Origin of the sequence: Thiofaba sp. EF100 (assembly GCF_039822285.1) — a bacterium.
GTDB lineage: Bacteria > Pseudomonadota > Gammaproteobacteria > Halothiobacillales > Halothiobacillaceae > Thiofaba.
Genome location: NZ_JBAJEY010000004.1, coordinates 205,705 through 224,270, shown reverse-complemented (window position 1 = coordinate 224,270; position 18,566 = coordinate 205,705). Strand labels below are relative to the sequence as shown.

Genomic DNA, 18,566 nt, shown 5'->3' with positions numbered 1-18,566 from the left:
AAGTAACCCAAAGAACACGCCCCCGCGGGGCCGGCCCTTCGGGCAAACCCTGGCCGAGGTCGCTCCGACCGGGCCGTCCCGACGCGACCTCCTGTCGCGGCGGGACTGAAAAGGCCCTCCATGGCCTTTTCACCCGGTCTCCACGACCTCGTCCAGGGCGGCCCCAAGGGGGATTGCCCTCACCCCCAGCCCCTCTCCCGCTTGCGGGAGAGGGGTATCCCGGCAACCTTACTTATCCAGACACACCATGCCCTGGCACCAGATCACCCTCACCACCCCCCGCGATCACGCCGAAGCCCTCGAAGACACCCTCCTCGAACTCGGCGCGGTGTCCGTGACCCTCAAGGACGCGGCCGACGTGCCCGTGCTCGAACCCCTGCCAGGCGAGACCCCACTGTGGCCGGAGGTCGAGGTCGTCGGCCTGTTCGAGGAGACGGTCGACACCGCTCAGGTGGACCAGGCCCTGAGCACGCGCGGCATCCAGGGCGGCGCGTGGGACTGGATCGAGGACCAGGACTGGGAACGGGCGTGGATGGACCAATTCCAGCCCCTGCGCTTCGGCCAGCGGCTGTGGATCGTACCGAGTTGGATCGAGGCCCCGGATGCGCAGGCGGTGAACATCCTGCTCGACCCGGGCCTGGCCTTCGGCACCGGCACGCATCCCACCACCGCCCTCTGCCTGGAGTGGCTGGATGGTGCCGAGCTTCAAGGCAAGACCGTGCTGGACTACGGCTGCGGCTCGGGCATCCTCGCCATCGCCGCGCTCAAGCTTGGCGCACTCGAGGCCTGGGGCATCGACATCGACCCCCAGGCCCTGACCGCGACGCGCGACAACGCCGCGCGCAACGGCATCGAGGCCCATCGCCTGCACACCGGCCTGCCCGGCACCCTGCCCAAAGATGCTCGCTTCGACGTGCTGCTGGCCAATATCCTGATGGGTCCGCTGATTGAGCTCGCCCCCACCCTGACCGAGCATGTGAAGCCCGGCGGTGCGCTGGTGCTGTCGGGGCTTCTGGCGGAGCAGGCTGAGGGCGTGATGGCGGCCTATGCCGCGGCGTTCGACTTCGATCCGCCCGCGCTCAAGGACGGTTGGGCGCGTCTGACTGCGCGTCGTCGCTGACCGCCTGCTGCACAGGCGGATGCACCTGCGCGGCCAGCCAGGCCTCGAGGCGGTCGAAGCGACGCTCCATCTCCTCCATTCGGCTGAGGATCAGGAGCTCGTGCTTGATCTCCTCGCGCTCGATGTCAGTGGCTGTCTCCTCGAGCCGCAGACCGAGGACGAAGGCGGCCAGGTTGGCCGTCACCAGTGAGAAGGTCGCTACCCCGAACAGGATCAGGATGACCCCGAGCAGACGCCCCTCGGCACTGACAGGCACCACGTCGCCATAGCCCACGGTGCTGACCGTGACCAGCGCCCACCACATGCCATCCCAGAAGGTGGGAATGGCCGGGTCGATGCTGGCCACCAGGGTTCCCACCGTGACGACCAGAAAGAAGGCGAGGGTCAAGGTGGCCGCCAGGGCATGCTGGGCCAGAAGGCGTAACGAGCGCCGTGCAAAGCGCATGACCATGACCACCAGCAGCACCAGGCGCAGTACACGCAGAAAGGCCAGGGCGACCCCCTGCTGCATGAACAGGAGGGGCAGCCCCCCGAACACGATCAAGAGGTTGAGCCAGTTCTGCTGCCAATAACGAAGGCGGTTGCTGACCAGCAGGCTCAACACGAACGCCTCGGCCACGAACAACCCCCAGACGCAGAGGTCGATCATGCGCAGGACATCGGGCGCCATCACCCCTTTGTGCTCGGCGTACCAGGCAAAAGGGAGCCAGAGGGTGGCGAGCGAGACGACGATTTCGAGCCACGCCCCCCAGCGGCGCGCGCGTTCATTTTCGTGAGCCGACACCCCAGCCACGCCCAGGCGCGCAGGCAGGTCGGCGAAAATGTGCTTCATGGAAGTCGGCCGCTGCGCGCCGGCCAGGGCAGATCCCCCGCGCGCCCGGTAGCCCGGCGGGTCAGCAGGCGGCGCAGCGGCGGCAGGTCATTCGCCGCGTGCAAGGCCAGGCCGCGCAGCCACGGCAGGGGACCGCGCGCGGGCTTGAAGGCGTGGTGGAACACGTCCATGGCCGTCTGCATCAGCAGGTTCTCGCCCCGCCGCCAGCGCTCGTAGCGCTGCAGCACATGGAGGGCGCCGATGTCCTCGTTGGCATCACGCGCCTTGATCAACACCTCGGCCAGCGCGGCGACGTCCATGAATCCCAGGTTGACGCCCTGCCCGGCCAGCGGATGGATGGTGTGCGCAGCATCCCCGGCCAGCGCCAGGCGTGGCTTGCAGTAGGTTTGCGCATGACGGCGGGTGAGACGGAAGCTGCCGCGCTCCAGCAACCTCTCGACCCCGCCCAGCTCGCGCGGGAAGGCGCGCCGCAACATTTCAAGGAAGGTGTCATCATCCAGCGCCTTGAGGCGCGCCACTTCATCGGGCGGGAGGTACCACACCAGCGAGGCATGCGGACCGGGTAACGGCAGCAGGGCCTGCGGCCCGCTCGGGGTGAAGCGCTGCCAGGTGATGTCCTGCTGCGGGGCACGCGTCCTGACCGTGGCGACCAGCGCCTCGACATCGTAGTCCCAGCTGGTCAGGCCGATGTGGGCCAGCTCGCGCAGGCGCGAATGCGCCCCGTCCGCCCCCACCACCAGCCGTGCCTGCACGGTGATGCCGTTGTTCAGGCGGGCACGGACCCCGTGTTCCTCAATCGCCAGGGCCTCCAGCCGCGCCGGACAGTGCCAGCGCACGCTCGCAAGCCCCTCGGCGGCACGCCAGAGGGCGAGCTGGAGGATGCGGTTCTCGACGATGTGTCCCAGGGCCGGCTCGCCGATGTCGCGCGAATCGAACACGGTCTCCCCAAAGCTGCGCTGGTCCCACACGCGCATGCGGCGGAACGGCACCGCCCGCATGGCGAGCACCTGCGGCCACGCATCGACCGCCTCGAGCAGGGCCTGCGAGGCGAGACTGACGGCCGACACGCGCAGATCGAGCGGCTGCTCCGGCGCGAAGGGCTCGGGCGCCTGCGCCTCGACCACATGCACCTCGAACCCGGATCGCCCGAGCGCACAGGCCAAGGCGGCGCCCACCATGCCGCCGCCGATGATCAGGACGTCCGCGTGCTGTTCCATCGTCTCACCCCTTCAAGCCCATCATCTGCTGGAGGAAACCGGCGCGCAGCGGCGGTATGGCATCCAACGCCGCCAGGGCCAGGCCCTTGAGCGCCCCCGGCACCGGCACGGCGCGGGTGAAGCCGCGGGCGAGCACATCCATCAGCGGATAGCTTACGGCATAGTCCGACCGCCGCGCGGCGGCATAGGCGTCCAGCACGGCGGTCGAGCCGATGTCCCGCCCCTCCTGCCGCGCCCGCGCAAGCTCGCCGATCAGCGCGCGGATGTCGCGCAGGCACAGGTTCAGGCCCTGCCCGGCCACCGGGTGCAGGGCATGGGCGGCATTGCCCAGCACCACCGCACGGGGGGCGGTGATGGCCTTGGCGGTCACCGCACGCAGCGGGTAGGCCTGGCGCGACCCAAGGCGGGTGAAGCGCCCCAGGCGCGGGCCGAAGCGTTGGCCCAGTTCGTCGAGCAAGGCGGCATCCGAAAGCCCCAAACGCCGCTCCACGCCGCCCGCCCCGCTCACCCACACCAGCGAATAACGGTTGTCCCCCATGGGCAGCAGGGCAATCGGCCCCTCGTCGGTGAAGCGCTCGAAGGCCGTGCGGGGTTCCACGCGCTCCACCTCCACCCGGGCGAGGATGGCGGTCTGGCCATAATCCCGCGCCTCGACCGGCAGGCCCAGCGCACTGCGCACTGCGGAGCCTGCGCCATCGGCGGCCACCAGCAGGCGGGCGTGCAGGGACTGTTCGCCTTCTGGGGTGGAGAAGCGAAGCACCACGCCATCGCCCTGCACCTCGTGCGCGATGTAGCGTGCGGGGGACTGCCAGTGCACACCGCTGGCCTTGGCCGCGGCCAGCAGCACCGGGGCCATCCGGGCGGAGTCCAACACCTGGCCGAGCGCGGCGACGCCCTCCTCGCGCGCGGCAAAACGCGCGCTGCCCCAGGCCCCGCGCAGGGAGACGTGGATGTGCTCGATCGGCTCGGCCTCGCCCGCCAGCGCCCCCCACAGCCCCCAGCCGGCCAGCAGCCGCCGCCCGCCCTCGGCCAGGGCGATGGCCCGCCCGTCGAAGCCCGTGCTGCCCACCTGGGCCTCGGCCGGGGCCGCCTCCCGTTCCAGCACGGCCACCGCGAAGCCCTCGCGCGCCAGCACGTGGGCGAGAATGGCCCCGACCGGCCCGCCGCCGACGATGGCGACATCAAACATGCGGCACGATCTCCTCCAGCGCCTCGATCGACTTGGGGGCCTCCGCGGTCAACACCTCGCAGCCCTCGCGGGTGACCAGCACATCGTCCTCGATACGGATGCCGATGTTGCGGAAGGCCTTGGGCACATCCTTGCCATCGTCGATGTACAACCCGGGCTCCACGGTCAGGGCCATGCCAGGCTCCAGCGGCCGCCAGGCACCATCCACCTTGTAGGCGCCCACGTCGTGCACGTCCATGCCGAGCCAGTGCCCGGCGCGGTGCATGTAGAAGCGTTTGTAGGCCTCCTTCTCGATCAGCCGCTCGACCTTGCCCTTGAGCAGGCCGAGCGTGACCAGCCCCTCGGTCAGCACGCGCACCGCGGCCTGGTGCGGGGCGTCCCAGCTGGCGCCGGGACGGACCGACTCAATGGCCGCCTGCTGCGCCGCCAGCACCACGGCATACAGCTCGCGCGCGGCCGGGGAGAAGCGCCCGCCGACGGGCAGGGTGCGGGTGATGTCACCGCAATAGCCGCCCCACTCGCAGCCCGCATCCACCAGCACCAGCTCGCCCTGCTGCAACCGGTCACGGTTCTCGGTGTAGTGCAGGATGCAGGCGTTGGCCCCGCCGGCGACGATGGAGGGGAAGGCCGGTTCGCCGCCATGCCCGCGGAAGGTGTGCAACAGCTCGGCCTCCAGCGCGTATTCGGGCAGGCCGGGACGCACCGCCTGCATGACCCGCCGGTGGGCGAGCGCGGTGACCCGGCAGGCCTCACGCAGCACATGGGCCTCGTCCTCGTCCTTGAACAGGCGCATCTCGTGCACCAGCGGGGCCAGGTCGAACCAGCCGGCCGGGGCCTTCACCCCCGCGCGCTGCTGACGCCGCACCTTGGCCAGCCAGCCAAACAGGCGCTGGGCGAAATGACCGTCATCCAGTGGGGCATAGAACTGCTCCCGCCCGGCGAGCAGGGCCGGCAAGCGTTCGTCCAGCTCATCGATGGCATAAGCCTGGTCGGCCCCGTACAGCTTGCGGGCCCCCGCCACGCCGGCACGGCGACCGTCCCATTGTTCACGCTCGGCATCGCGCGGGCGCACGAACAGGATGAACGGTCCCTCCTCGTGTCCCGGCGCCAGCACCAGCACGGCATCGGGTTCGTCGAAGCCGGTCAGATAGCGGAAATCGCTGTCCTGGCGGAAGGGGTAGTGGGTATCACGGTTGCGTACCCGCTCGACGGCGGCCGGCAGGATGGCGATGCCCTCCGGCCCCAGCTGCGCCAGCAGGCGCTTGCGACGGCGGGCGAAGTGTTTCTTGTCGAGGAGGGGATGGATCGACATGACAGACCCTCGCGGAACGTCAGTGCAGGGTTCGGGAACCGGCCTGCGGCCAGGCGCCCGCCGCTCCGGCCTTCACCCCGGTCGCAGGCTCGGGACGGGGATGGAGGGTTTCGTGCAGCAGCAGCACCCCCACGCGCAGGTACTCGACCAGGTCGCTGTAGGCCTGCTCATCCTCCTCGGCGTCCTCGCCAAGATCGAAGCTCGCCTGGGCGAACTGGTGGATGTCGCGCAGGACCTCGGCGGCATCGGGCAATAACTTCACCGGGTCGCGCCCCCCGGCCAGACCATAGCCGTAGAGGAACCCCTGGCACCAGTCGTGCAGCGCTTCGGCGCGCTCCTCCAGCGACGCCTCGTCCGTCGGGAGCATCAGATCGAAGGTGCCGGTCACGTCGGCCAGGCTCGCCACCGTCTCGGCATGCAGCTCGCGTACGGGTTCAGGCACCTTGACCTGCGACTCGTCTTCGCGGATGGCCGACCACCAGTCCCCAAGTTCGGCCGCCCCCGCCGCACACAGCATCCCGGCGAGCACGCCATGCGCCTCGGCGGCCTGCACCGCCGCATCGTCCAGGGCCTCGTCCACCCGATCGAATTCCACCATGAGCCGCACCTCGCGCGCCTTGAGTCTCGTATGCCCATCCTACCATGCACACCTGCCGCGGGACTGCCGCCCAGCGCGCGCCCCTCCGGTTGCACAAGCTCGACCCGCAACCTAAGATTTTTGCTTTATCTGGGCGGCGCCATGGCCGTTGGAGAACACGATGCAGCGCATCATCACACAAGAAGAGTGGCAGGGACTCGAGGAGGGTGTCCTGCAGCTTGCCGAGCTGTGTGAAACCCTCAAGCGCGCCAACCAGCGGCTGGAGGATGACAACCGGCACCTGCGCGACGAGAAAATGCGACTGCAGGCCCTGCTTGGCGAGGCCGAGGCCCGTCTTGCCCCCGTCCTCGAACAGCTGCGTACCCTGGAGAGCCAGGCATGAGCACCGAACCCTCCATCCCCGTCGACATCACGATCCTCGACAAGGAATACCGCGTCGCCTGCCCCGAGAGCGAGCGCGAGGCCCTGGAGCGCTCGGCCCGCTTCCTCGATGGCAAGATGCGTGAGATCCGCCACACCGGCAAGGTCATCGGCAACGACCGGGTGGCCGTCATGGCCGCTCTCAACATCACCCACGAGCTGTTGCAACTGCGCGCCGGCCACGCCCCGGCGGCGACGGACGACACCCTGCCGGCCTCGCTGGAAGTGCAGGCGCTGGGCCAGCGCATCCGCGAGACCCTCGAACGTTGCAAACCGGCCGGGACTGATCTAACCTGAAACTAAGTCTTCTGGAGCGTGCGCCAGTAGCCCAATCCCCTTGAGCCTTAATGCACCTCCCTGGGGATGGCCCCTAGAGCCGTGTGCATGTCCGCCCCACGCGGAAAGCCTGACGCTCTCACCGCCCTCCCCGACTTGAACCGCTCGGTTCAAGGTACCCGGCCAACAGCGGCGCCCTGGAAGACCCTCTCCCCATGCATCCCCTCTCCCGCAAAGAACTTCGCCAGACCCTGCGCCACAGCCGCCGTGCGCTGCAAGGACTGGACCGCGCCTGGCTCGAAGCCGCCATGCTCGAGGCCCTGCGCCTGCACCCCGTTTTCCGGCACGCCCGCCGCATCGCCCTGTTTTGGCCGGCCGACGGCGAGGTCGATCTGCGCCCGCTGGCGTCGCTCACCCACCCCCGCCAGTGCCTCTACCTGCCCATTCTTGCCCAAGGCTCGCGCCTGCGCTTCGCGCCTTGGCAGATCGGCCATCCGCTGCGCCCGAACCGCTTCCGCATCCCCGAGCCCCGCCACCGACCCAGCGACCTGCTGAGCGCGCGCGAGCTCGATCTCATCCTCATGCCCCTGGTCGGCTTCGACGATGCCGGCAACCGCTTAGGGATGGGTGGCGGCTTCTACGACCGCACCCTCGCCTTCCGCCACGCCCGCCGCCGCTGGCGCAAGCCCCTGCTGATCGGGGTGGCCTTCGGCCTGCAGCGCTGCCCGCCCCTGCCGGTCGAGCGCTGGGATGTACCGCTGGATGGCATCGTCACCGAGGACGGGGTACGCTTGTTCGATCGCTTTTGACGGAACCGACCCATGGCCTATTGGCTGATGAAATCCGAGCCTGACGTGTTCGGTATCGACGATCTCGCCGCCCGCCCCAACCAGACCGAGCCCTGGGATGGCGTGCGCAACTACCAGGCGCGCAACTTCATGCGCCAGATGAAGATCGGCGATCAGGTCTTCTTCTACCACTCCAACACCGCCACCCCCGGCATCGTCGGCATCGCCGAGGTGGCGCGCGAGGCCTATCCGGACCACACCGCCTGGAACCCGGACGGCAAGTATTACGACCCGGCCAGCACGCCCGACAAGCCGCGCTGGGACATGGTGGATGTGCGCTATGTACGCCACCTCAAACGCATCATCCCCCTGACCGAGCTGAAGGGCATCGAGGCTCTGGCCGACATGCCGCTGGTGCGCAAGGGCAACCGCCTGTCGGTCATGCCGGTGAGCGAGGCGCACTGGCGGCTCATCCTGGCGCTGGAAGACACCCCGCGCGCATGAGCCTCACCCGCGACTACCTCGAGCGCATCCTCACCGCCCGCGTCTACGACGTGGCGATCGAGAGCCCGCTCGATGCCATGCCGCTGCTCTCCACGCGCCTGGGTAAGCCGGTGCTGCTCAAGCGCGAGGACCTGCAGCCGGTGTTCTCGTTCAAGCTGCGCGGGGCCTACAACAAGATCCACCACCTGCACACCCGCGGCGAACTCGGGGCAGGGGTGATCGCCGCCAGCGCGGGCAACCACGCCCAGGGCGTGGCCCTCGCCGCCGAGCGCCTGGGCCTGAGGGCGGTGATCGTCATGCCCGCCACCACCCCGGCGATCAAGGTCAATGCCGTGCGCCGGCGCGGTGGCGAGGTGGTGTTGCACGGCGATGCCTATGACGAGGCCTATGCCCACGCCCGCAGCCTCGCCAAGCAGGAGGGGCTGACCTTCATCCACCCCTACGACGACCCCGAGGTGATCGCCGGGCAGGGCACTATCGGCATGGAGATCCTGCGCCAGCACCCGGACCCGATCGAGGCGGTGTTCGTGCCGGTCGGCGGTGGCGGTCTGATCGCCGGGGTCGCCGCCTACCTCAAGCACCTGCGCCCGGCCACCCGCATCATCGGTGTCGAGCCGGAGGACGCGGCCTGCATGCACGCGGCCCTGGCCGCGGACGCGCGCGTGGTGCTGCCGCAGGTCGGCCTGTTCGCCGACGGCGTGGCCGTGCGGCAGGCCGGCGAGGAGACCTTCCGCATCGCGCGCGAGTGCGTGGACGAGGTGATCCTGGTCAGCACGGACGAGATCAGCGCCGCGATCAAGGACATCTTCGACGACACCCGGGCCATCGCCGAGCCGGCCGGGGCGCTCGCCATCGCGGGCCTCAAGCGCTATGTGAGCCGTACCCCCCGGGCCAATCGCATGGAACGGGCCCCTCTCATCGCCATCAACTCCGGCGCCAACATGAACTTCGACCGCCTGCGCCACATTGCCGAGCGGGCGGAACTCGGCGAGCAGCGCGAGGCCCTGTTCGCGGTCACCATCCCCGAGCGCCCCGGCAGCTTCCGCGCCTTCTGCGAGACCCTCGGCCGGCGTGCCATCACCGAGTTCAACTATCGTTTCAATGATGCGCGCGACGCCCACATCTTCGTCGGCATCCAACTCGACGGTGGTGCGGCGGAGAAGGAGGCCCTCATCACCCTGCTGCGCGAGCGCGGCTACCCGGTGCTCGACATGACCGGCAACGAGATGGCCAAGCTGCACGTGCGCCACATGGTCGGCGGCCACGGCCCGCGCGTGGAACACGAGATTCTCTACCGTTTCGAATTCCCCGAGCGCCCCGGCGCCCTGCTCCACTTCCTCACCCGCATGGGCGCCCGGTGGAACATCAGCCTGTTCCACTACCGCAACCACGGCGCCGACTACGGCCGGGTGCTGGTGGGCATCCAGGTTCCCGCAGAGGAGCGCCACCCGTTCGAGCAGTTCCTTGAGGCCTTGGGCTACCCCTACTGGGACGAGAGCGACAATCCAGCCTACAACCTATTCCTGGCTTAATGTGAGGAATGAGAGGCCCCTCTGCGAACCCTGGCAGGGCAATCGCATGAGGGCGTGGAGCGATCGCACAAGGTGAAAATCCAGCGTGCTAAGGGAGCCATCCTTGCTCTCGTTGGCTGTAGGAGGCCCGCCCTCGGGCCGATAGCCCGTTCAGGGTTGCCCTATCGCGGCGAGGGCGCCGCTCCTACGCGAGCGTCCAGACCGATGAAATAGGTTCATGCAATTGCCCTGCGAACCCTGGCGGGGCCGCTCCTCCATCAACCCGTTTTCGGGTACTCTTGGAAGGTTTGCATCCGAGGAGACCCCCATGAACCAAGACGAACTGAAGCGCCAGGCCGCGCTGGCCGCTCTCGAATACATCAAGCCCGGCACCATCGTCGGTGTCGGCACCGGTTCCACCGTCAACCACTTCATCGACGGCCTGGCCACCATCAAGCACAAGATCGAAGGCGCGGTCTCCAGCTCCAACGCCTCCACCGAGCGCCTGCGCAAGCACGGCATCCAGGTGTTCGACCTGAACGAAGTGGACGACATCCCCGTCTACGTCGACGGCGCCGATGAGGCCAACGAGCACCTGCAGCTGATCAAGGGCGGCGGCGGCGCGCTGACCCGCGAGAAGATCATCGCCCACATGGCCAAGACCTTCGTCTGCATCGCCGATGAGAGCAAACTGGTGCCGGTGCTGGGCAAGTTCCCGCTGCCGATCGAGGTGATCCCGATGGCGCGCAGCATGATCGCCCGCGAACTGGTCAAGCGCGGCGGCAACCCGGTCTACCGCGACGGTTTCGTCACCGACAACGGCAACCAGATCCTCGACGTGCACAACCTCGAGATCATGCAGCCGGCCAAGCTCGAGGATGAGCTGAACAACATCCCCGGCATCGTCACCGTCGGGCTCTTCGCCCTCCGCCCCGCCGATGTGCTGATCCTCGCCACCCGCGATGGCGTGCGCAAGATCGGCTAAGCGCACCTGAGTCAGGATGACCTCCCCTCCGGGGAGGTTTTTTTGCGCCGCTGCGAAAAACGCGTAAACAAAAGCCGCGCACAGGGCGCGGCTTGGTACGGTAAACCGGATCGCGTCTTGCGACGCTGAGGGCTTACTTCAGGGTGGCGATGTGAGCCGCCAGGTTGGCGATGTCGGCGTCGGACAGACCGGCAGCCATCGGGGCCATCATGGCGGTGTTCGGACCCACCTGCTTGCCGGCCTTGTAGGCGGTCAGCTTGGCAGCGGCGTCGTCAGCGGTCTTGCCGGCCAGCTTCGGGAAAATGCCGGCGCCTTCGCCGTTCATGCCGTGGCAGCTGGCACAGCTGGAGGCGAACTTGGCCTTGCCAGCGGCGGCATCGCCAGCGGCGAAAGCAGCGCCGCTCATCAGGGCTACAGCAGCGGTCAGGGCTACAACAGTCTTCATCGAGATTCTCCTGTGGGTGAATGCATGGACTTGGACACGTGCACCCCCCGACAGTTCAGTGACGGGTCAGCGCCAAGTTGACGCGAATGTTACCGCACACCCCTCGCGCTCCATAGTAGGAATGGCGCAACATAACCATCAATTTATCTGTTGCGTATATAAATTTCATCATCAAACGTGGCCACCCAGTCCGGCTTGATGACCACCAGCGCGGTGAGGATCATCCCGTTGAGCACGGCCTCCGGCAACATCACCAGCGGCAGATAGGGCAGATAGTCATGCCAGAGGTGCACCGCGTCATAGACGCCAGCCAGCACCAGCAACGCGGCCCCGAGCAGCACACTGACGAGCACCCCCAGCGCCGCGCCGAAGAAGCCCGGGATGAAGATGTAGACGAAGAAGTTCGGCGCCATGTGGCGGCGCGAGAAGACTAGCGCGGCATGCGCAACCAGTGCCGGGATGGCCGCAGTGATCAGGGTGTTGACCCCAAACGCCGTCCAGCCGGCCTGACCGAGGAAGGTGTAGCCCGCCATGACGATCGCCCCACCAAGCAGGGCCAGCGGCCAGCCGAACATCAGGCTGAAGGCCGCCATGCCGAGGAAGTGGATGGACAGCCCCGGCCCCACCTCGGCCCGCATGCCCCACAGCAGGACGAGCAGGAGGCAGGCCGCGAGGAACAGGTGCTGGCGGCTGCCCACGGCCAGGAACAGGCGCCATGGGGCGCGCCAGGCCGCCACGCCGAGCAGGAGCAGCAGGGCGAGATTGAAGAGCCAGAGCAGACTCGCGGGCAGCAGACCATCAGGAAGATTCATATACACGCATAGATGAGTTTTATTGCAGAGCCAGGGCCTGCTACATTATCAATACCCGAGTTCAACACTGGAGCATGTTCCATGGATACCCCCGCCACCGCGCACGGCCGCCTCGAACACTTCCCGGTCTCCTTCTTCGCCATCGTGATGGGCCTGGCTGGCCTGACCATCGCCGTCGAGAAGGCCGAGCACCTCTGGGCCTGGTCCTTCAAGCCAAGTTTCGCCCTGCTGGCGCTCACCGCGCTCGCCTATGCCGGCATCGGCCTGACCTACCTGACCAAGTTCCTGCGCCATCGCGGCCACGTAGCCGAGGAGTTCAACCACCCGATCCGCCTGAGCTTCTTCCCGGCCATGTCGATCGGCCTGATCCTGCTCTCCATCGCCAGCCTCGAGTATGCCTCCGGGGTTGCGCTCTGGTTGTGGGGCATCGGCAGCGCGGTGCAGCTTCTGTTCACCTTGATCATCCTGTCCGCCTGGATCCACCACGAAAAGTTCCAGATCCAGCATAGCAACCCGGCCTGGTTCATCCCCATCGTCGGTAACATCCTGGTGCCGGTGGCCGGCGTCCAGCTGGGGTTCCCGGAAGTATCCTGGTTCTTCTTCAGCATCGGCCTGGTGTTCTGGATCGTGCTGTTGACCATCCTGATGAACCGGTTCTTCTTCCACAACCCCATGCCGGCCAAGCTGCTGCCGACCCTGTTCATCCTGATCGCCCCGCCGGCGGTCGGCTTTATCTCCTGGATCAAGCTGCACGGCGGGATGCTGGATGATGCCGGACGGGTGCTCTACTACATCGCCCTGTTCACCACCTTGCTGCTGTTCTTCCAGATCAGGGAATTTGCCAAGGTGAAGTTCGCCCTGCCCTGGTGGGCCTACTCCTTCCCGATGGCCGCCATCACCATCGCCACCATGATCATGCTGGAAAAGGTCGGCGGCGCCTTCTTTGCCTCACTCGCCCCGCTGCTGCTGACCTTGCTGACCCTGCTGATCGTGGTGCTGATCGTCAACACCATCCGTGCGATGATGCGCGGCGAGATCTGCGTCCCGGAATAATGGCATGAGCGTCACGGCGATCATTCACCTGCATGGCCTGTTCGTCATCCTCTCGCTGGTCGGGTTTATCACCCGCGGCTACTGGATGCTGCGCGGCTGCCCCATGTTGCACGCGCGCTGGGTGAAGATCGCCCCGCATGTCATCGACACCCTGCTGCTGGTCACCGCCCTGTGGGCCGCCTGGGTCATGTTCTGGTCCCATGGCGCACACCCGGCCTTTCTGACGGTGAAGATCATCGGCCTCATCGCCTATATCGTGCTCGGCACCCTCGCCCTCAAGCGCGGCAGAACGAAGGCCATCCGCGCCGGGGCCTTCGTCGCCGCCATCGCGGTGTTCGTCTACCTGATGGCGGTGGGCAAGACGATGCAGGTCATCCCGTTCGTGGGCTGAGGCTGAGCAATAAAACCTTGAGCTGAAACGCGCAGGTGATAATCTGCGCGTTTTTCTTTTTCGGGAAGCTGACATGTCTGCTGTCCAGCCACTGGTTGGGGTGATCATGGGCTCCAAGTCCGACTGGGAGACCATGCGCCACGCCGTTGAGACCCTCGAGGCCTTCGGGATACCGCATGAGACGCGCGTCGTGTCCGCGCACCGCACCCCTGACCTGTTGATGGAGTACGCCGCCAGCGCCGCCGGGCGCGGGCTGGAGGTCATCATCGCCGGCGCCGGCGGGGCGGCCCACCTGCCGGGCATGGTCGCGGCCAAGACGGTGGTGCCGGTGCTCGGTGTGCCGGTGCAATCCAAGGCGCTGAACGGCATGGATTCCCTGCTCTCCATCGTGCAGATGCCGGGCGGCATTCCGGTCGGCACCCTGGCCATCGGCCAGGCCGGGGCGAAGAACGCCGCCCTGCTGGCCACCGCCATCCTTGCCAACACCCGCCCTGAGCTGCGCGAGCGCCTTACGGCCTTCCGCGCCGAGCAGACCACGAGCGTGCTGGACCACCCCGATCCGCGAGACTGACATGTCCCATCCCAGCGCCACCCGCATCGGCATCATTGGCGGCGGCCAGCTCGGGCGCATGCTCGCCCTGGCCGGCATCCCACTTGGCCTGGAATTCGTGTTTCTCGACCCCTCCCCCGAGGCCTGCGCCCGACTGGTCGGCGAGCAGATCGTGGCCGATTACGATGAGCTGATGGCGCTGGAGCGCCTGGTCAGCGAGACCGACGTCATCACCCTGGAATTCGAGAACATCCCGGTCGCCGCCGCCCGCTTCGTGCAGGAGCGCGGCCTGCTCTTCCCCGGCCCGCGGGCACTGGAGGTGGCGCAGGACCGGGTCAACGAGAAGACTCTGTTCGGCACCCTCGGCATCCCCACCCCGCCCTGGCGCGCGGTGGACAGCCTCGAGGGCCTGCGCGCGGCGGTGGCCGAGATTGGACTACCCGCCGTGCTCAAGACCCGCCGCCTGGGCTACGACGGCAAGGGCCAGGCGGTGCTGCGCACCCCCGAGGACATCGAGAGGGCCTGGTCTGCGCTCGGCTCCGCGCCTCTGATCCTGGAAGGCTTCATCGCCTTCCGCCGCGAGGTGTCGATCATTGCGGTGCGCTCGCGCACCGGCGAACTGGCCTTCTACCCGCTGTCCGAGAACACCCACGAGCGCGGCATCCTCAAGCTCTCTCTCAGCCGCGCCCATGATCCCCTGCAGGCCGAAGCCGAGGCGCATGCACGGAAGGTGCTGGAGACGCTGGACTACGTCGGCACGATGGGTTTCGAGTTCTTCGTCACCGACCAAGGTCTGATCGCCAACGAGATCGCCCCGCGCGTGCACAACACCGGCCACTGGACCATCGAGGGTGCGGCCGTAAGTCAGTTCGAGAACCACCTGCGCGCCATCCTCGGCCTGCCGCTCGGCAGCACCGCCCTGCGCGGCGCCGCGGCCATGCTCAACTTCATCGGTGAATTGCCGCCGATCGAACGTGCCCTGGCCCTGCCCGATGTGCACTTCCACGGCTATGGCAAGGCGCCGCGCCCCGGCCGCAAGGTCGGCCACGCCACCCTGGTGGCACGCAACGAAGCGGAGCGCGACGCCCGTCTGGCCGAACTGCTGGCGCTGACATAAGCCGCGGCACATCGTCGCGACATTCGGCCCCCAATTCGCGACGAGGGCGTCGCTCCTACAGGTCGACCGCGCCCTTGCGCGCTCCCTCCTCCAGCACATAGTCCCGGAACGCCTGCGCCGCCGGCGACAGGCGCTTGCCCTGGCGATGGACCAGGAACCAATGACGCAGGATGGGGAAGCCCTCCACATCCAGGGTGATGATGCGCCCGGCTGCAAGCTCGCGCTCCACCGTGTGCAAGGAAACCACCCCAAGCCCCAGCCCCACCTCCACCGCCTGTTTGATCGCCTCGTTCTTGTTCATCTCCATGGCCGGCTGGAGCGTCAATCCATGCTCGTGGAACAGCCCCTCCATCGCATTGCGCGTCCCCGAACCGACCTCGCGCGCCAGCATCGGCTCCTCCGCCAGGCGGCGGAAAGGGATGCCCCTCTCCCCGGCCAGCGGATGATGCGGCGGGGCAATGACCACGAGGGGGTTGAGCATGAAGGCCTGGGCCTCCAGGTCGCGCCCCAAGGGCGGTTGCCCCATGATGGCGAGATCCGTCTCGTTCGCCGCCAGCTGGTTGAGCAGGGTCTCACGGTTGACCACGTTGAGGGTCAGGCGCACATCCGGGCGCTGCTGGCGGAACTGGGCCATCAGCCGGGTCGCGAAATAGTGCGCCGTGCTGACCACCCCCACCGTGAGCGAGCCCCCCCTCACCCCCCGCAAGTCCGCCAGGGTGTTCTCGAGGTCGAGCAGCTGCTGCTCGATTGCCTGGCTCACGCGCTGCACCTCGCGCCCCGCGTCAGTGAGAAAGATTTTCTTGCCGATCTGCTCGAACACGGGCAGGCCGAGCGCCTCCTCCAGTTGCTTGACCTGCATGGAGACCGCCGGCTGCGACAGGTGCAGTTCGCCCGAGGCACGCGAGAAACTGAGATGCCGCGCCACCGCATCGAAGACCTGGAGCTGGCGCAGGGTGATGTGAAGCATAAGGACACCTGATGGTTTTTATCAGGATATCCGAATATCTCTTATGTGTTGAGCCCGGTATAGTCCGCAAAACCTCTAGGGGTTTCGGTTTTTTATTCCCGCATCAACACATCCGATCTGGAGAGCAGCATGGCCCTTGACCAGTCCAACCGCTACGCCGATCTGAGCCTTCGCGAAGAAGACCTGATCGCCGGCGGCAAGCATATCCTCGTCGCCTACCACATGATCCCGGGCGCCGGTCACGGCTTCCTGGAGTGCGCCGCGCACGTCGCCGCCGAGTCCTCCACCGGCACCAACGTCGAAGTCTCCACCACCGACGACTTCACCCGCGGCGTTGATGCCCTGGTGTACGAGATCAACGAATCCACCGGCCTGGTCAAGATCGCCTACCCGCTGGACCTGTTCGATCGCAACGTGATCGACGGCCGCATGATGATCGTCTCCTTCCTGACTCTTGCCATCGGCAACAACCAGGGCATGGGCGACGTCGAAGCCCTGAAGATGGTGGACTTCTACGTTCCCCGCCGCGTGATCGAACTGATGGACGGTCCGGCCACCGACATCTCCGACCTGTGGCGCATCCTCGGCCGTCCGGTCAAGGACGGCGGCTACATCTCCGGCACCATCATCAAGCCGAAGCTGGGCCTGCGTCCGGAGCCGTTCGCCAAGGCCGCCTACGAGTTCTGGCTGGGCGGTGACTTCATCAAGAACGACGAGCCGCAGGGCAACCAGGTCTTCTCCCCGATGAAGAAGACCATCCCGCTGGTCTACGACGCGATGAAGCGCGCCATGGACGAAACCGGCGAGGCCAAGCTGTTCTCCGCCAACATCACCGCCGACGACCACTACGAGATGTGCGCCCGCGCGGACTTCATCCTCGAAACCTTCGGTCCGGACGCGGACAAGGTCGCCTTCCTGGTTGACGGTTACGTCGGCGGCCCGGGCATGATCACCACCGCCCGTCGCCAGTATCCGAAGCAGTACCTGCACTACCACCGTGCCGGTCACGGCGCCGTGACCTCCCCGTCCTCCAAGCGTGGCTACACCGCCTATGTGCTGGCCAAGATGGCCCGCCTGCAGGGCGCCTCCGGCATCCACGTCGGCACCATGGGCTTCGGCAAGATGGAAGGCGACAAGAGCGACCGCGACATCGCCTACATCATCGAGCGTGACAGCTACACCGGTCCGTACTTCCACCAGGAGTGGTACGGCATGAAGCCGACCACCCCGATCATCTCCGGCGGCATGAACGCCCTGCGTCTGCCGGCGTTCTTCGAGAACCTCGGCCACGGCAACGTGATCAACACCGCCGGTGGCGGCTCCTACGGCCACATCGACTCCCCGGCCGCAGGCGCCAAGTCCCTGCGCCAGGCCTACGAGTGCTGGAAGGCCGGCGCGGATCCGATCGAATGGGCCAAGGAGCACCGCGAGTTCGCCCGTGCGTTCGAATCCTTCCCGCACGACGCCGACAAGCTCTATCCGGGCTGGCGCGAGAAGCTCGGCGTCCACAAGTGATGGCCGGCTAAGCCCCTAAGCACCTACCCCCGCCCCGCGGGGGTATTTTTTCGGCCTGCTTGGCGATGCGCACCCGCCCGTGCTCATCGCCAAGCCTGCCCCTCAAGAGCACGACCATGATCGACAAAGCACAGTACCTGGTGAAAAAAGAGCCGTTCTACCAGCCCCAGCGCAACGAGGTGGAGCTGTTTGAAGCCGCCTACCGCAACCGCCTGCCGGTGATGGTCAAAGGTCCGACCGGCTGCGGGAAGTCACGCTTCGTCGAATACATGGCCTGGAGGCTCGGCAAGCCCTTGATCACCGTGGCCTGCAACGAGGACATGACCGCCTCGGACCTGGTCGGCCGCTACCTGCTCGAGTCCAACGGCACCCGCTGGCAGGACGGCCCGCTGACCCTCGCCGCGCGCATCGGCGCCATCTGCTATCTGGACGAGATCGTCGAGGCCCGCCAGGACACCACCGTGGTCATCCACCCGCTGACCGACCACCGCCGCACCCTGCCGCTGGACAAGAAGGGCGAGCTGGTCGAGGCCCACCCGGACTTCCAGCTGGTCATTTCCTACAACCCCGGCTACCAGAGCCTGATGAAGGACCTCAAGCAGTCCACCAAGCAGCGCTTCGCCGGGTTCGAGTTCGACTACCCGCAACCCGAACTGGAAACGACCATCCTCGCCAAGGAAACCGGCCTGGACGAAACCACCGCGGCGAAACTGGTGAAGCTCGGCGTGACCGCGCGCAACCTCAAGGGCCACGGTCTGGACGAGGGGATCTCCACCCGCCTCCTGGTGTACGCGGCCACCCTGATCAAGGACGGCGTGCCACCGCATGATGCCTGCCGCATGGCCCTGGTGCAGCCGATCACCGACGATGCGGACATCCGCGACACGCTCGAGCACGCCATCGACGCGACGTTTGCCTGAAGACTTGACGCTCCGCCCCCCTCGCGGGGGAGGGGGAAACCGCC

The 18,566-nt window shown here is 67.2% G+C and carries 21 protein-coding genes and 1 other RNA gene; 14 read left to right on the top strand and 8 right to left on the bottom strand.

Going from position 1 to position 18,566, the window contains the following annotated elements; all coding sequences use genetic code 11:
* Window positions 1-247 precede the first annotated feature (247 nt).
* Complete coding sequence (prmA, locus tag V6D91_RS08970; RefSeq protein ID WP_347319719.1) at window positions 248-1,120, top strand: 50S ribosomal protein L11 methyltransferase; 873 nt, start codon at window positions 248-250, stop codon at window positions 1,118-1,120.
* On the opposite strand, the gene V6D91_RS08965 is transcribed toward prmA, so the two are convergent.
* From V6D91_RS08965 to V6D91_RS08945, 5 genes are read right to left on the bottom strand one after another with little or no spacing between them, the layout of a single operon-like run.
* Window positions 1,080-1,952: a potassium channel family protein gene (locus V6D91_RS08965; RefSeq protein WP_347319717.1), complete on the bottom strand. Its 873-nt coding sequence runs from the start codon at window positions 1,950-1,952 to the stop codon at window positions 1,080-1,082. The genes prmA and V6D91_RS08965 overlap by 41 nt on opposite strands.
* A complete protein-coding gene (locus tag V6D91_RS08960; protein WP_347319715.1) occupies window positions 1,949-3,169 on the bottom strand; it encodes a UbiH/UbiF/VisC/COQ6 family ubiquinone biosynthesis hydroxylase in 1,221 nt (406 codons plus the stop codon). Before V6D91_RS08960 ends, V6D91_RS08965 begins: the two co-directional genes overlap by 4 nt.
* Before the next feature lie 4 nt (window positions 3,170-3,173).
* Entirely contained in the window at window positions 3,174-4,358 is a 1,185-nt protein-coding gene (locus tag V6D91_RS08955) for an FAD-dependent monooxygenase (protein ID WP_347319713.1), read from the bottom strand.
* Window positions 4,351-5,670 carry a Xaa-Pro aminopeptidase gene (gene pepP / locus V6D91_RS08950; protein WP_347319711.1) on the bottom strand — a complete coding sequence of 440 codons (1,320 nt, stop codon included), beginning with the start codon at window positions 5,668-5,670 and terminating at the stop codon, window positions 4,351-4,353. Before pepP ends, V6D91_RS08955 begins: the two co-directional genes overlap by 8 nt.
* 19 nt (window positions 5,671-5,689) lie before the next feature.
* Window positions 5,690-6,268, bottom strand: coding sequence for a UPF0149 family protein (locus V6D91_RS08945; RefSeq protein WP_347319709.1), 579 nt, complete (start codon window positions 6,266-6,268; stop codon window positions 5,690-5,692).
* Between the two features lie 160 nt (window positions 6,269-6,428).
* Here V6D91_RS08945 and V6D91_RS08940 point away from each other — a divergent pair, with 160 nt between their 5' ends.
* The 7 genes from V6D91_RS08940 (at window position 6,429) to rpiA (ending at window position 10,752) form a co-directional block, all read left to right on the top strand.
* Complete coding sequence (locus tag V6D91_RS08940) at window positions 6,429-6,650, top strand: hypothetical protein (RefSeq protein ID WP_347319707.1); 222 nt, start codon at window positions 6,429-6,431, stop codon at window positions 6,648-6,650.
* Entirely contained in the window at window positions 6,647-6,985 is a 339-nt protein-coding gene (locus V6D91_RS08935; RefSeq protein WP_347319705.1) for a cell division protein ZapA, read from the top strand. Before V6D91_RS08940 ends, V6D91_RS08935 begins: the two co-directional genes overlap by 4 nt.
* Before the next feature lie 5 nt (window positions 6,986-6,990).
* Window positions 6,991-7,172, top strand: a non-coding RNA gene (ssrS, locus tag V6D91_RS08930) — 6S RNA.
* 7 nt (window positions 7,173-7,179) lie between these two features.
* Window positions 7,180-7,773, top strand: a complete 594-nt coding sequence (locus tag V6D91_RS08925; protein ID WP_347319703.1) for a 5-formyltetrahydrofolate cyclo-ligase — start codon at window positions 7,180-7,182, stop codon at window positions 7,771-7,773.
* A 12-nt stretch (window positions 7,774-7,785) separates the two neighbouring features.
* On the top strand, window positions 7,786-8,256 hold the full coding sequence (locus V6D91_RS08920) for an EVE domain-containing protein (RefSeq protein WP_347319702.1): 471 nt from the start codon (window positions 7,786-7,788) through the stop codon (window positions 8,254-8,256).
* The gene (gene ilvA, locus V6D91_RS08915; protein ID WP_347319700.1) at window positions 8,253-9,788 is read left to right on the top strand and encodes a threonine ammonia-lyase, biosynthetic; all 1,536 of its coding nucleotides are present in this window, start codon (window positions 8,253-8,255) and stop codon (window positions 9,786-9,788) included. Before V6D91_RS08920 ends, ilvA begins: the two co-directional genes overlap by 4 nt.
* Window positions 9,789-10,095: 307 nt before the next feature.
* Entirely contained in the window at window positions 10,096-10,752 is a 657-nt protein-coding gene (gene rpiA / locus V6D91_RS08910; RefSeq protein ID WP_347319699.1) for a ribose-5-phosphate isomerase RpiA, read from the top strand.
* A 133-nt stretch (window positions 10,753-10,885) separates the two neighbouring features.
* Here the strand turns inward: rpiA and V6D91_RS08905 are convergent, their stop codons facing one another.
* The gene (locus V6D91_RS08905; protein WP_347319697.1) at window positions 10,886-11,197 is read right to left on the bottom strand and encodes a c-type cytochrome; all 312 of its coding nucleotides are present in this window, start codon (window positions 11,195-11,197) and stop codon (window positions 10,886-10,888) included.
* 143 nt (window positions 11,198-11,340) lie between these two features.
* Window positions 11,341-12,009: an energy-coupling factor ABC transporter permease gene (locus V6D91_RS08900; protein ID WP_347319695.1), complete on the bottom strand. Its 669-nt coding sequence runs from the start codon at window positions 12,007-12,009 to the stop codon at window positions 11,341-11,343.
* An 81-nt stretch (window positions 12,010-12,090) separates the two neighbouring features.
* Between V6D91_RS08900 and V6D91_RS08895 the strand changes: the two genes are divergently transcribed.
* The 4 genes from V6D91_RS08895 to V6D91_RS08880 all read left to right on the top strand — a co-directional run bounded on the left by V6D91_RS08895 (window position 12,091) and on the right by V6D91_RS08880 (window position 15,120).
* A complete protein-coding gene (locus V6D91_RS08895) occupies window positions 12,091-13,062 on the top strand; it encodes an SLAC1 anion channel family protein (RefSeq protein ID WP_347319693.1) in 972 nt (323 codons plus the stop codon).
* A gap of 4 nt (window positions 13,063-13,066) precedes the next feature.
* Window positions 13,067-13,453: a SirB2 family protein gene (locus V6D91_RS08890; protein ID WP_347319691.1), complete on the top strand. Its 387-nt coding sequence runs from the start codon at window positions 13,067-13,069 to the stop codon at window positions 13,451-13,453.
* A 73-nt stretch (window positions 13,454-13,526) separates the two neighbouring features.
* Entirely contained in the window at window positions 13,527-14,024 is a 498-nt protein-coding gene (gene purE, locus V6D91_RS08885) for a 5-(carboxyamino)imidazole ribonucleotide mutase (RefSeq protein WP_347319690.1), read from the top strand.
* A 1-nt stretch (window position 14,025) separates the two neighbouring features.
* The gene (locus V6D91_RS08880; protein WP_347319689.1) at window positions 14,026-15,120 is read left to right on the top strand and encodes a 5-(carboxyamino)imidazole ribonucleotide synthase; all 1,095 of its coding nucleotides are present in this window, start codon (window positions 14,026-14,028) and stop codon (window positions 15,118-15,120) included.
* Window positions 15,121-15,175: 55 nt separating this feature from the next.
* Here V6D91_RS08880 and V6D91_RS08875 read toward each other — a convergent pair whose 3' ends face one another.
* Window positions 15,176-16,087, bottom strand: a complete 912-nt coding sequence (locus tag V6D91_RS08875; RefSeq protein ID WP_347319687.1) for a LysR family transcriptional regulator — start codon at window positions 16,085-16,087, stop codon at window positions 15,176-15,178.
* Window positions 16,088-16,216: 129 nt separating this feature from the next.
* On the opposite strand from V6D91_RS08875, the gene V6D91_RS08870 reads away from it, so the two are divergent.
* Both V6D91_RS08870 and V6D91_RS08865 read left to right on the top strand, forming a co-directional pair.
* Complete coding sequence (locus V6D91_RS08870; protein ID WP_347319685.1) at window positions 16,217-17,602, top strand: ribulose-bisphosphate carboxylase; 1,386 nt, start codon at window positions 16,217-16,219, stop codon at window positions 17,600-17,602.
* Between the two features lie 116 nt (window positions 17,603-17,718).
* Complete coding sequence (locus V6D91_RS08865; RefSeq protein ID WP_347319683.1) at window positions 17,719-18,522, top strand: CbbQ/NirQ/NorQ/GpvN family protein; 804 nt, start codon at window positions 17,719-17,721, stop codon at window positions 18,520-18,522.
* The last annotated feature ends 44 nt before the right edge of the window (window positions 18,523-18,566 follow it).